Origin of the sequence: Dietzia sp. CW19, from assembly GCF_014145265.1 — a bacterium.
GTDB classification, from domain to species: domain Bacteria; phylum Actinomycetota; class Actinomycetes; order Mycobacteriales; family Mycobacteriaceae; genus Dietzia; species Dietzia natronolimnaea.
In genome coordinates, this window is the sequence record NZ_JAALEE010000196.1 from 1 (window position 1) to 12,652 (window position 12,652).

Genomic DNA, 12,652 nt, shown 5'->3' on the forward strand with positions numbered 1-12,652 from the left:
CGTGCAGGCCGGTGCCGCCGGCGGGTTCGCCCACGTCGTCGGCGTGGACCGCGGCGCGGGCCGCGACGTCCTGCTCCGGGAGGGTGCCGACATCGTCGTCGTCGACCTGGCCGAACTGATCCCCGGGCTGACGGGGGCGCGGTCATGACACCCGTCCCCCCCGGGCGCGGCCCGGTCCACGACACGATCGGCCAGTCCGTCCCCGGCAACATCCGGACCACCTACGGCGTCAACCTCCGGAGCCACCTCGAGGTGCCGGAGATCAACCGCTCCACGCACCCCGCGGACCCGTGGCGCTGGGTGGAGACAAACCCCAAGGCCTCCCCGCTCGGGGTCTCCGAGACGCAGTTCGCCGTGGCCAACGGCTACCTGGGCATGCGCGGCAACCCCGAGGAGGGTCGCGACTCGGTCCACCACGGCACCTTCGTCAACGGCTTCCACGAGACCTGGCACATCCAGCACGCCGAGGACGCCTACGGGCTCGCGCGCGAGGGCCAGACGATGATCCAGGCCCCGGACACCAAGACGATCCGCATTTATGTGGACGACGAGCCGCTCCGCCTGTCCGTGGCCGACCTCGAGCACTACGAGCGCAGCATCGACTTCCGCGACGGTGTCCTGCGCCGCGAGGTCGTGTGGCGCACCCCCGCCGGCAAGAAGGTCGTCATCCGCTCCAGCCGGATGGTGTCGATGGTGGAGAAGCACCTCGCGGTGATGACCTACGAGATCGAACTCCCCGACGAGCCCGCGCCCGTCGTGATCTCCTCGCAGGTCCTCAACAGGCAGGACGGGGAGAACGAGTACAGCTCCTCGGAGGGTGCCCCGGCACAGGGTTTCGACCCCCGTCGCGCGGAGGGGCTCGAGCACCGCGTGCTCGACCCCCAGGTCACCGAGGATCAGGGCGGTTACCACGTGCACGGCTACCGGTGCGCCAACTCGGGGATGACGATCGCCGTCGCCGTGGACCACATCTTCGAGACCGAGGACGACGTGGCCATGAGCCACGAGATCGACGACGACTCGTCCAAGGTCGTCTACCACGCCCACGCCACCCCGGGGCGAGTGCTCAAGTTGACCAAGCTGGCGGCGTACCACACCTCCGAGGTCGTCCCCGCCCGCGAACTGGCCGACCGGTGCTCGCGCACCCTGGGCCGGGCCCGCGTGCGCGGGGTCGAGGACCTGCACCGCACCCAGCGGGACTGGTACGACCACTTCTGGGACCGCGCCGACGTCGAGGTGGAAGGGCCTGCGGAGACGCAGCAGGCCATCCGCTTCAATCTGTTCCAGCTGGCGCAGGCGTCCGCCCGGGCCGAGTACAACGGCATCGCCGCCAAGGGTGTCACGGGCAGCGGCTACTCCGGCCACTACTTCTGGGACACCGAGACCTACGTCCTGCCGTTCCTCACCTACACCGTGCCGCGGTTCGCCCGGAACGCCCTGCGCTTCCGCTACAACATGCTCGACAAGGCACGCGACCGGGCCAAGTACCTGTCGGTCAAGGGCGCCCTCTATCCGTGGCGGACCATCAACGGCGAGGAGGCGTCGGCGTACTACGAGGCCGGTACCGCGCAGTACCACATCAACGCCGACATCGCGCACGCCCTGGTCAAGTACCTGTGGGCCACCGACGACCAGGAGTTCATGATCCGCGAGGGCGTGGACATGCTGGTCGAGACCGCACGGATGTGGGTCTCGCTCGGGTTCTTCGCCGACGACGGCTGCTTCAACATCCACGGCGTCACCGGGCCCGACGAGTACACCACCGTGGTGGACAACAACCTGTTCACCAACGCCATGGCGAGGTTCAACCTGGTGGCCGCCGCGATCGCGTGCAAGCGGATCGCCGAGCTGGGCGACGGCCGCTGGGCGGGGATCTGCCGGCGCCTGAAGATCGACGACGGCGAGATCGCGGAATGGCGGCGCGCCGCCGAGAGCATGGTGATCGCCTATGACGAGGAACTGGGCGTGCACCCGCAGGACCAGGACTTCCTCGCCAAGGAGGTCTGGGACCAGGATCTCGAGGACCCGCGCCGACCGCTGCTGCTGCACTTCCACCCGCTGGTGATCTACCGGCACCAGGTGCTCAAGCAGGCCGACGTGGTGCTGGCGATGTTCCTGCGCGGCGACGAGTTCTCCGAAGCGGAGAAGCGCGCGAACTTCGAGTACTACGACCCGCTCACCACCGGTGACTCGACGCTGTCCGCGGTGGTGCAGTCGATCATCGCCGCCGAGATCGGGTACTGCGACGAGGCGTTCGAACACTTCCAGAAGGCGCTCGTCGTGGACCTGGCCGATGTGCACGGCAACGCCACCGACGGTATCCACGTGGCCTCCACCGGAGGGGTCTGGTCCGCGCTCGTGAGCGGGTTCGGCGGGATGCGCGACTACCGGGGCGAGATCTCGTTCGACCCCCGGGTGCCCGCGGAGTGGGGCGCGGTGACGTTCCGGCTGACCGTGCGCGGGACGCACGTGCGGGTCCGGTGCACCCACACGGAGATCACGATCGACAACCTCAACGGCGCGGACTTCGAGTGCACGGTGCAGGGGCAGCCGGTGACCGTACCCGCCGGCCAGACCCTCACGCTGGAACTGGACGAGCGGGCCCGCGCCTGCCTGTCCCGCGCCGAGCTCGCCGCGGTAGAGCGCTGAGGGGCGGGCACTGAGGGGTCCGGGGCTGGGCAGGCGGGTCAGCGGGGGCGGTCGGGCTGGATGCGCAGGGCCCGGAGGGACGTGGCCAGGCCGTCGTACTGCGCCACCAACTGCACCAGACCCACCAGCTCGGCCTCGGTCAGGTGGGCCGCCACCTCCGCCCACGTGTCGTCCGCGATGTCCTTGGTCCGCACCAGCTCGTCGACCGCGGTCAACACCGCGCGCAGCCGGTCCGACCAGCCGGCGTCCGCGGGGTCGTGCAGGGTGCGGGTGATCTCGTCGTCGTCGAGCCCCACCCGCGCGCCGATCCGCTCGTGGTGGGCCCGCTCGTAGGCGCTGTCCCGCAGGTGGGCCACGCGCAGGATCACCAGCTCGGTGGTCCGGCGGTCGAGGACCCCGAACGGCATCATCATCCCGGAATAGGCCAACCACGCGGGGAAGAGCCGGCGGGCACGTCCGAGCGTGGCGAACAGATGGACGTCCTGGCTGCCGGTGACGCGGGCGCCCACGCGGTTGACGGCCCAGCCCACCGGTCCGAGTTCACGGAACCCGCCGGGACGGATGCGGGGCCGGGCCGGGTCCCGGGGATGGCTGTCGGTGCTGTGCGGCTGGCTCATGGCCGTCAGGGTAGGGCAGGGGAGGCGGCCGGCGAGTGGGGTTCGTCGAGCAGATAGGGCGAGAGCGACGAGCGGTGCGCGTCCACCTTGAGGGTGCGGTTCAGCGGCGGGAAGGCACGTTGGGGACAGGCGGGCCGCTCGCACATGCGACACCCGGACCCGATCTTGGTGGCGGCGTCGGCGTCGGCGAGGTCGAGTCCCTGCGCGTAGACGGTGCGGTGGGCGTGCCGGGCCTCGCAGCCCAGACCGATCGCGAACGTCTTGCGGGGTTGCCCGAATCGCATGGGCCGGGTGGTGACGGTGCGCGAGACCCACAGGTGCAGACGCCCGTCCGGCAGCTCCGCGACCTGGCGCATGATCTTGCCCGGGAAGGAGAAGGTCTCGTAGACGTTCCACAGCGGGCAGGTGCCACCCGAGGTGGTGAAGTGGACACCGGAGGCCGACTGCCGCTTGGACATGTTCCCCGCGCGGTCGACGCGCACGAAGCTGAAGGGCACCCCGGAGGCTCCCGGGCGCTGGAGGGTGGAGAGGCGGTGGCACACGGTCTCGTAGCCCGTCGCGTAGAAGGTCATCAGGCGTTCCACGTCGTAGCGGAAGTCCTCGGCGGTGTCGAGGAATCGCTGGTAGGGCATGAGCACGGCCGCGGCGAAGTAGTTGGCCAGCCCGCGCTGGGCCAGGGCGCCGGCGGCGGGGGAGCTGAAGGTGCCGTCGGCCACGAGCTGGTCGAGCAGCTCGCGGTGTTCGAGGAACGCGAGCTCGGACGCCACCCGGAAGGCCTGCTGTCCTCCGGTCAGGTGCGCCGACAGGTCCAACCGGCGGTCCCGGGCGGAGAAGCGGTGCCACAACCCGTCGGGCAGGTCCACGCGGCGCACCACCCGGACGCCGTGGATCTCGGCGAGCCGGTTCTCGAGCTCGGCCCGGACGTCGCCGCGGTTCATGCGGATCCGGGTGGTGAGTTCCTCGGCCGCGGTGTCCAGGGAGTCGATGTAGTTCTGGCGTTGGTAGAAGTAGTCGCGCACCTCCTCGTGCGGCATGGCCAGGGCGAAGGTGTCCACCTCGTCGGACAGGGCGTTGCGGCTCTCGGTGAGGGCCGCGAGGAGGTCCGCGGAGTTGCGGTACCGCTGGTTCAACACGGCGAAGGCGCGTGCCAGCGATGGGTGGGCACGGACCAGGTCGATCACGTCGCCCGCGGGGATCCCGGTGGAGACCTGGGGGTCGGACAGGGCCTCGGTGAGCTCGGCGATCAGCCGGGTGTCGGCGTCGGAGGCGAAGAAGGTCGAGTCGACCCCGTACTCCTCGGACAGTCGGGCCAGCACCCGGGAGGTGACCGGGCGCGTGTCCTTCTCGAGCTGGTTCAGGTAACTGGCAGAGAGCCCGAGCGTCTCGGCGAAGGCGGCCTGGGTGAGGCCGTGCTCCTCGCGCAGGCGGCGCAGGCGAGCACCCATGTGAGTGGTGGTCATCGATGGCTCCCGCGGGTCGGTGGTGTGCCCCACATTCTTCGCAAAGTTCGCAAGCAATGCAAGGAAACTCGCCAGATTCGCACAATTCCCAGGTAGACGGGCTGCGATGCGTGTGGCATCCTTTCCAGGTACAGGACGCCGCGCTCGCAATTGTGCGAAGCAGGGTCCGCCCCCGAGACAGAAAAGAGTCGCGATGTCGAACGTCGGCAAGGCACGTACCGCTGCAGAGATCCAGCAGGACTGGGACACCAACCCCCGCTGGAAGGGCATCACCCGCAACTACACCGCCGAGCAGGTGGCGGAGCTGCAGGGCACCGTCGTCGAGGAGCACACCCTCGCCCGCCGTGGCGCGGAGATCCTCTGGGACAAGGTCAACAACAAGGACTTCGTCAACTCCCTCGGCGCGCTGACCGGCAACCAGGCCGTCCAGCAGATCCGTGCCGGCCTCGAGGCCGTGTACCTCTCCGGCTGGCAGGTCGCCGGCGACGCCAACCTCTCGGGCCACACCTACCCGGACCAGTCGCTGTACCCGGCCAACTCGGTCCCGACCGTCGTGCGCCGCATCAACAACGCGCTGCTGCGCGCCGACGAGATCGCCCGCATCGAGGGTGACACCTCGGTGGAGAACTGGCTCGCCCCGATCGTCGCGGACGCCGAGGCCGGCTTCGGTGGCGCCCTCAACGCCTACGAGCTGCAGAAGGCCATGATCGCGGCCGGCGCCGCCGGTGTGCACTGGGAGGATCAGCTCGCGTCGGAGAAGAAGTGCGGCCACCTCGGTGGCAAGGTGCTCATCCCGACCAACCAGCACATCCGCACGCTGACCTCGGCCCGCCTGGCCTCCGACGTCGCGAACGTCCCGTCGGTCATCATCGCGCGCACCGACGCCGAGGCCGCCACGCTCATCACCTCCGATGTGGACGAGCGTGACCGCCCGTTCATCACCGGTGAGCGCACCGCCGAGGGTTTCTACAACGTCAAGAACGGCATCGAGCCGTGCATCGAGCGCGCGAAGGCCTACGCCCCGTTCGCCGACATGATCTGGATGGAGACCGGCACCCCGGATCTCGAGTACGCCAAGCAGTTCGCCGAGGCCGTCAAGTCCGAGTTCCCGGACCAGCTCCTGGCCTACAACTGCTCGCCCTCCTTCAACTGGAAGGCGAACCTGGACGACGACACGATCGCCAAGTTCCAGAAGGAGCTCGGCGCGATGGGCTTCAAGTTCCAGTTCATCACCCTGGCCGGCTTCCACTCGCTCAACTACGGCATGTTCGATCTGGCCTACGGCTACGCCCGCAACCAGATGAGCGCGTTCGTCGAGCTGCAGGAGCGCGAGTTCAAGGCCGCCGAGGAGCGTGGCTTCACCGCCGTCAAGCACCAGCGCGAGGTCGGCGCCGGCTACTTCGACCGCATCGCCACCACGGTCGACCCCAACACGTCCACCGCGGCGCTGAAGGGCTCCACCGAGGAGGGTCAGTTCCACTGACCCCCCGGGTCGCCCTCGAGTAGGGCGGCCAGCACGCTGGCACCACCAGACACCGGGGGCCGCGGCCGTCTCCTCGAGGCGGCCCCGGCCCCCGGTCGTGTCTCACGCACTCCCGGGCCGATGCCCGGGCCGACCACCCGGTTCGAAGAAGGACGTGTCGCACATGCCCACCACCCGCGAGGTAGCCCCGGGACAGGGGTCGATCACCCGCGTGGGAGTGGTCGGTGCCGGCCAGATGGGGGCGGGGATCGCCGAGGTCTGCGCCCGCGCCCACGTCGACGTCCTGGTGTGGGAGTCCACCCGGGAGCTCGCCGCCGCGGGCCGCTCCCGCATCCTCTCCTCGCTCGACAGGGGGGTCTCCTCCGGGAAGATCACCCGGCGCGAGCGTGACCAGGCCGCTCTGCGGCTGCGGTTCACCACCGACCTCGGGGACTTCGCCGATCGCCAGTTGGTGATCGAGGCGATCGTCGAGGACGAGGCGGCCAAGACGGCCGTGTTCCGTGAACTCGACGAGGTGGTCACCGATCCGGAGGCGGTCCTTGCCTCGAACACCTCCTCCATCCCGATCATGAAGCTCGGCACGGGTACCGCGCGGCCCCGGCGCGTGATCGGCATGCACTTCTTCAACCCCGTCCCCGTGCTCCCGCTGGTCGAGCTGGTGAGCACGCTGGAGACGGGGGAGTCCGTCCGTGATCGCGCCGAGGGGTTCGCCGAACAGGTCCTGGGCAAGCAGGTGGTGCACTCCGCGGACCGGTCCGGAGCCGTGGTCAACGCGCTCCTCGTGCCCTTCCTGCTCTCGGCGATCAGGATGGCGGAGAGCGGCTTCGCCACCCCGGAGGACATCGACAAGGCCATGGTGCTGGGGTGCGCCCACCCGATGGGCCCGCTCTCCCTGGCCGACCTCGTTGGGCTGGACACGGTCAAGGCGATCGCGGACTCGATGTACACCGAGTTCCGCGAGCCGCTGTACGCCCCGCCACCCCTGCTGCTGCGCATGGTCGAGGCCGGACGGCTGGGGAAGAAGAGCGGCCACGGCTTCTATCGGTACGACGTCCCCCGCGCCGCCGCCCGAGCCGCCCGCTGACCGCCGTGACCCCGGAGCTCGAACGCTCGCACCTCGCCCTGAGCCGTGCGTCCAGCGTGCTGGGGTATCCGCGGATCGGCCCGCGCCGCGAGCTCAAACGCGCGCTGGAGCGGTACTGGCACGGCGACGGCACCCGGTCCGAACTCCTCGCCGTGGGGCGCCGGATCCGGGAGTCGACCTGGCAGGAGCTCCGCGAGACCGGCATCACGCAGATCCCGGGACACACCTTCTCCTTCTACGACCACGTCCTGGACGACGCCCTGCTGATCGGCGCCGTCCCGCACCGCTTCCGGGACCTGGTCCGCGATCTGTCCCCGCTGGACACGCAGTTCGCGCTCGCCCGCGGCCGTGCCGACGTGGCGCCCCTGGAACTGGTCGCCCTGCAGGGCACCCCGTACCACTACCGCCAGCCCGAGTTCGAGGACTCCTCCGTCCTGGGCCTGCGACCGGCGGAGTTGCTGGCGGAGGTCGCCCGCGCCCACGAGCTGGGGGTCGACATCCGGCCCGTGATCACCGGCCCGGTGTCGCTGTTGCTGCTGAGCAAGCCCGCACCCACCGCCGCCCCCGGCTTCCGGCCGATCGCGCTGCTCGACCGGGTGCTCGAGCAGTACGAGGCCCTGCTGGAGGCGCTGGCGGGGGCGGGCGTGACCTGCGTGCAGTTCGACGAACCCTGCATGACCATGGAGCGCACGCCGGCCGAGGTCGAGCAGGTCCGGCACGCCTACGACCGGCTGTCCGCGGTCCCCAGCCGCCCGCGGATCCTGGTGACGGGACAGTACGGGGACCTGGCCGGGGCGCTGCCCGCGCTCGCGTCCACGGGGATCGAGGCGATCGGTCTGGATCTGGTCCACGGCTACCGGCCCGCGGACGAACTCGCGGCGATCCCGGGACTGGCCGGAAAGCGGCTCTACGCCGGCGTGGTCGACGGCCAGAACGTCTGGCGCACGGACAAGTTCGAGGTCCTGGACTACCTGAGGCAGCTCAAGGCCACCTTCGCCGACCTGGTGGTCTCGACGTCCTGCACGCTGCTCCACGTGCCCTACGACGTCGGGGCCGAGGTGGACCTGCCCGCGGAACTCGAGGACGCGCTGGCCTTCGCGCGACAGAAGGTCGCCGAGGTGGTGTCACTGGCGGACGCGCTGGTGGACGGGCCCACGCCGCGCTGGCGGCCGCTGCCGGTGCGGCCCGGTGCGCGCCGGGAGGACGTGCGTGCCAGGACGGCGTCGGTGGACGACGACGACAAGGTCCGCATGCCCTACGCGGAGCGGGCGCCTCTGCAGGCGGAGCGTCTGGGGCTGCCGATCCTCCCCACCGCGACCCTCGGCTCGTTCCCGCAGACGGTACAGATCCGTCGGGCACGCCGGGACCTGGCCGACGGCCGGATCGACTACGAGCGCTACTGCGGTTACCTGCGGGAGGAGATCGCCTCGGTGATCCGGCTGCAGGAGGACATCGGCCTGGACGTCCTGGTCCACGGTGAGGTCGAGCGCAACGACATGGTGCAGTACTTCGCGGAACTGCTCGACGGGTTCGCCGCGACCCGGCACGGGTGGGTGCAGTCCTACGGGTCCCGGTGTGTGCGCCCGCCCATCCTGTACGGGGACGTGGCCCGGCCCGCGCCCATGACGGTCGAGTGGACGGGGTACGCGCAGACCCTCACCGGCCGGCCGGTCAAGGGGATGGTGACCGGGCCGGTGACGATGCTCGCCCGGTCCTTCTGTCGGACGGACCTCGCGCTGCCCGAGGTGGCCACCCAGCTGGCGCTGGTGATCCGCGACGAGGTGGCGGACCTGGAGGAGGCTGGGCTGGCGATCGTCCAGATCGACGAGCCGGCCATCCGCGAGCTGCTGCCGCGGCGGGGCGCGGACAGGCGGGCCTATCTCGAGTGGGCGGTGGCGACGTTCCGCCTGGCGTCGGCGGGTGCCCGGCCGGACACCCAGATCCACACGCACCTGAGCTACTCGTCGCTCCAGGTCATGAAGGAGGCGATCGAGGGGCTCGACGCGGACGTGACCGCGATCGTCGCGACCCGGTCGATCGACTGGGTCCTCGACGCCCTCACCGACCACACCCTCACGCGGCAGGTGGCCCCGGGTGTGTACGAGTCTCGATCCGGCTTCGTCCCGGACATCGATCTGTTGCACGAGAGGCTGCTCGAGGCGGTGGCGGCGGTGGGGGTGGACCGCCTCTGGGCGGTCCCGGACGGCGGGCTCAAGACCCGCTACACCTGGCAGTTGGAGCCGAGTCTGCGCAACCTGGTCACCGCGGCGCGACGAATCCGCCGGGCGGTTGCCCGCGGGACCTGAGGTTCCAATAGAATCGGGTCAAGCAACTCCCGGGCCGCCGCGTCCGGGATCGGTAGTAGACGAAAGAGGACGACATCATGGCCGGTCAGACCCTTGAGCACACTGGTGCTGCCATCGTCGAGGAGTACTACCCGAAGTACGCGACCGAGGTGGCGCCCACCTACCCGCTGTACTCGACCGAGATCTACGCCGGTTCGGCCATCATGCTGCTGGCGATGAGCATGCTGGGTCTGCCCATCACGGCGCTCGCCTTCTACACCGACGACATGGACGTGTCCCTCGGTCTGGTCGTGGCCGCGGTCGTGGCCACCGTCGTCGTCTTCGTCATCGGCCTCGCGGTGTGCATGATCGGGTTCCGCAAGTACGGGCGCAAGGACGCACACTGACGCTCGACCCGGTCGCCGCGGCGGGCGGTTCCGCCCTGGTCGCGGGTGACCCGGCGACCGACGCGGAGCGCAGGGCTGCGCTCCGCCGCATGAAGCTGGTCGCGACAGGGTTCCTGGTCGTGGCCGGGATCATCTTCCTCTTCGCGGAGTATTCGCTGTCCAACGGCGCCGGGGCGTGGGCCGGGTACGTGCGCGCGGCGTCCGAGGCGGGGATGATCGGTGGCCTCGCGGACTGGTTCGCGGTCACCGCGCTGTTCCGTCACCCGCTGAGGATCCCCATCCCCCACACGGCGCTGATCCGCAAGAAGAAGGACCAGCTGGGGACCTCGCTGGGCACCTTCGTCGGCGAGAACTTCCTCGATCCCGAGATGGTCAGCGAGAAGGTCCGCAGCGCCCGGATCCCCGCGCGGGCGGGCGAGTGGCTCCAGGAGGAGGACCACCGTGCGATCGCCTCCGACCAGGCGGCCAAGGCGATCCGGTCTGTCCTGGCGGTCCTGCGAGACGAGGACGCCACGGCGATCATCGAGCGGACCATCGTCGCCCGGATCGCGGAGCCGAAGTGGGGACCGCCCGCGGGCCGGATCCTGGCCGAGCTCCTCGAGGAGGGCCGCCACCTGCCTCTCCTCGACCTCATGGCCGACCGCACCCACGGGTGGGTCGAGGCCAACCCGGAGACCATCGACCGCTGGGTCCGCGAGAAGGCGCCCACCTGGGCGCCGCAGTTCGTCAACGAGCTGCTCTCCGACCGCGCCTACCGCGAGCTCCGCGAGTGGACCTGGCAGATCAAGGTGGACAAGCAGCACGCGGTCCGCCTTGCCCTGATCGGGTTCGTCGAGGACTTCGCCCGCGACCTCCAGCAGGACCCGGCCACGATGGACAAGCTCGAGATCTTCAAGGCGGAGGTGATGAACCGCGAGGAGGTCCGTCGGGCGGCGGCCTCCGCCTGGACGGCGGCCAAGCGGATGATCGTCGAGGCCACCGAGGACTCCTCCTCGACCCTCCGGGTGAAGATCGACGACCTCCTGCGCCGGCTGGCCGATCTCCTGGTCGACGACGAGAAGGTCCGGGCGCGCCTCGACGACTACATGACCCGCACCGCGGCGTACGTGGCGGTGAACTACGCCGGCGAGGTGACCTCGATCATCGCCGATACCGTCGAGCGGTGGGACGCCGACGAGGCGTCCGAGAAGATCGAGCTGCTCGCCGGAAAGGACCTGCAGTTCATCCGGATCAACGGCACGCTCGTCGGCGCCCTCGTCGGCGTGATCATCCATCAGTTCACCCTGCTCGTCTTCTGACCTGCTCATTCGACCTGCCCGTTCGTTGACGCGGCCCCTGAGGGGGCCCGCCGCGAGCCTGTGACCCATCACACCGCTCCGACCGCTTGCTGCAGTTAGCACTCGTTGCTAGCGTTGTCCTCAGACGACGTGAGACGCACGGCGAGGGGAGGTGGACTCCATGGCCGAGAAACGTGGCCGGGAGACCGGCAGGAAGCCCGGGTCCACCGCCGCGCAGGCGGTCGAACCGACCGCTGCGACCCTCGCGCGGAGGGCCAAGCCGACCGGCGAGGTCCCCCGTCACGACGACGTCGCCCCACAGGGTGACGACGACAAGCGCATCTCCGAGTCGCAGGACATCGGGTCGTTCATCCGCGCACAGCGGGAGGCCGCCGAGGTGTCCATCCGGCAGCTCGCCGAGCGTGCCGGCGTCTCCAATCCGTATCTGAGTCAGATCGAGCGTGGGCTGCGCAAGCCGTCCGCTGAGGTGCTGGGTCAGATCGCACGAGGTCTGAGGTTGTCCGCCGAGGTGCTCTACGCCCGCGCCGGGATCCTCGAACTGAAGGAGGGCAGTCCGGTGAGGGACGCCATCCTCACCGCGCCCGACCTCACCGAGCGTCAGAGGGAGGTGCTCGTGGAGATCTACGAGTCGTTCCGAACGAACAACGCGACCGCCGCCGAACAGGTCGTCGACGTGCACTGAGCCCGTCCGACGGCGGCCCCGTGGGGCCACGTCACATCCCACCCCGCAACACCTGCATGACAACGATCAAGGAGCCGACATGAGCCAGAAGAAGCCCGTTTCCAAGAAGACCCCCGCCCAGGCCGCCGCCGCGCAGGCCGAGTCGCAGGCCAACCCCAAGGACACCGCGCCGAGCGGCCCGCTCGGTCAGGCGCTGTCCGCCGTGCGCACCCCGGTCTACGCCTACGTCGGCGTGAACGACCTCGCGGTCCAGGCCGTGTCCGGGCTGGTCTCGGACCTCCGTCGTCGCGCGGAGGAGGCCGTCACCGACGCCCAGACCAAGGTGAACGAGCGCGTGACCGACGTGCAGAACCGGGTGACCGAGCGCGTGGCGGACGTGCAGAACCGCGTCACCGAGGTCCCCGATCGCGTGCAGGCGCTGCCGGCCGAGGTCGAGGAGCTGGTCAACCGGTTCCGCCCCGAGGAGCTGCGGAAGGTCGCCGACGCCTACGTCGAGGTCGCGGCCGGGATCTACGGTGGGCTCGCCGCCCGTGGCGAGGACGTGGTGTCCCGCCTGCGTGAGGAGAACCCGCAGCTCGAGGCCGGCCTGGCCCGCGTCAACGAGCAGGTCGCCCGCGCGGCCGGCGCCATGGAGGAGCAGGTCGAGCTGGGCGAGGACGCGCTCGGCACGGTCGCCCGCCAGACCCG

At 70.1% G+C, this 12,652-nt stretch carries 9 protein-coding genes and 2 pseudogenes; 9 read left to right on the top strand and 2 right to left on the bottom strand.

What is annotated here, in order from left to right; translation table 11 throughout:
• Together G6021_RS17170 and G6021_RS17740 are read left to right on the top strand one after the other, a co-directional pair.
• Positions 1–148, top strand: a pseudogene (locus tag G6021_RS17170) (haloacid dehalogenase); the annotation flags it as partial.
• Positions 145–2,649 carry a glycoside hydrolase family 65 protein gene (locus G6021_RS17740; protein WP_182640899.1) on the top strand — a complete coding sequence of 835 codons (2,505 nt, stop codon included), beginning with the start codon at positions 145–147 and terminating at the stop codon, positions 2,647–2,649. The pseudogene G6021_RS17170 and the gene G6021_RS17740, both read left to right, overlap by 4 nt.
• 38 nt (positions 2,650–2,687) lie before the next feature.
• Here the strand turns inward: G6021_RS17740 and G6021_RS06635 are convergent, their stop codons facing one another.
• Both G6021_RS06635 and ramB read right to left on the bottom strand, forming a co-directional pair.
• Entirely contained in the window at positions 2,688–3,266 is a 579-nt protein-coding gene (locus G6021_RS06635; protein ID WP_182640900.1) for a carboxymuconolactone decarboxylase family protein, read from the bottom strand.
• A gap of 5 nt (positions 3,267–3,271) precedes the next feature.
• The gene (gene ramB, locus G6021_RS06640) at positions 3,272–4,726 is read right to left on the bottom strand and encodes an acetate metabolism transcriptional regulator RamB (RefSeq protein WP_182640901.1); all 1,455 of its coding nucleotides are present in this window, start codon (positions 4,724–4,726) and stop codon (positions 3,272–3,274) included.
• A gap of 193 nt (positions 4,727–4,919) precedes the next feature.
• Here ramB and aceA point away from each other — a divergent pair, with 193 nt between their 5' ends.
• The 7 genes and pseudogenes from aceA to G6021_RS06675 all read left to right on the top strand — a co-directional run.
• Complete coding sequence (gene aceA, locus G6021_RS06645) at positions 4,920–6,209, top strand: isocitrate lyase (RefSeq protein ID WP_182640902.1); 1,290 nt, start codon at positions 4,920–4,922, stop codon at positions 6,207–6,209.
• Positions 6,210–6,372: 163 nt separating this feature from the next.
• Complete coding sequence (locus tag G6021_RS06650; protein WP_182640903.1) at positions 6,373–7,293, top strand: 3-hydroxybutyryl-CoA dehydrogenase; 921 nt, start codon at positions 6,373–6,375, stop codon at positions 7,291–7,293.
• 5 nt (positions 7,294–7,298) lie between these two features.
• The gene (gene metE / locus G6021_RS06655; RefSeq protein ID WP_182640904.1) at positions 7,299–9,599 is read left to right on the top strand and encodes a 5-methyltetrahydropteroyltriglutamate--homocysteine S-methyltransferase; all 2,301 of its coding nucleotides are present in this window, start codon (positions 7,299–7,301) and stop codon (positions 9,597–9,599) included.
• Positions 9,600–9,676: 77 nt separating this feature from the next.
• The gene (locus tag G6021_RS06660) at positions 9,677–9,985 is read left to right on the top strand and encodes a hypothetical protein (protein ID WP_179523424.1); all 309 of its coding nucleotides are present in this window, start codon (positions 9,677–9,679) and stop codon (positions 9,983–9,985) included.
• A gap of 89 nt (positions 9,986–10,074) precedes the next feature.
• Positions 10,075–11,283, top strand: a complete 1,209-nt coding sequence (locus G6021_RS06665) for a DUF445 family protein (RefSeq protein WP_182609723.1) — start codon at positions 10,075–10,077, stop codon at positions 11,281–11,283.
• A gap of 160 nt (positions 11,284–11,443) precedes the next feature.
• The gene (locus G6021_RS06670; RefSeq protein ID WP_187700505.1) at positions 11,444–11,965 is read left to right on the top strand and encodes a helix-turn-helix transcriptional regulator; all 522 of its coding nucleotides are present in this window, start codon (positions 11,444–11,446) and stop codon (positions 11,963–11,965) included.
• Positions 11,966–12,044: 79 nt separating this feature from the next.
• A pseudogene (locus G6021_RS06675) lies at positions 12,045–12,652 on the top strand (hypothetical protein); the annotation flags it as partial.

Coding starts and splice junctions, on each gene's coding strand:
- G6021_RS17740 (WP_182640899.1), top strand. CDS start 145: ATGACACCCGTCCCCCCCGGGCGCGGCCCGGTCCACGACACGATCGGC.
- G6021_RS06635 (WP_182640900.1), bottom strand. CDS start 3,266: ATGAGCCAGCCGCACAGCACCGACAGCCATCCCCGGGACCCGGCCCGG.
- ramB (WP_182640901.1), bottom strand. CDS start 4,726: ATGACCACCACTCACATGGGTGCTCGCCTGCGCCGCCTGCGCGAGGAG.
- aceA (WP_182640902.1), top strand. CDS start 4,920: ATGTCGAACGTCGGCAAGGCACGTACCGCTGCAGAGATCCAGCAGGAC.
- G6021_RS06650 (WP_182640903.1), top strand. CDS start 6,373: ATGCCCACCACCCGCGAGGTAGCCCCGGGACAGGGGTCGATCACCCGC.
- G6021_RS06660 (WP_179523424.1), top strand. CDS start 9,677: ATGGCCGGTCAGACCCTTGAGCACACTGGTGCTGCCATCGTCGAGGAG.
- G6021_RS06665 (WP_182609723.1), top strand. CDS start 10,075: ATGAAGCTGGTCGCGACAGGGTTCCTGGTCGTGGCCGGGATCATCTTC.
- G6021_RS06670 (WP_187700505.1), top strand. CDS start 11,444: ATGGCCGAGAAACGTGGCCGGGAGACCGGCAGGAAGCCCGGGTCCACC.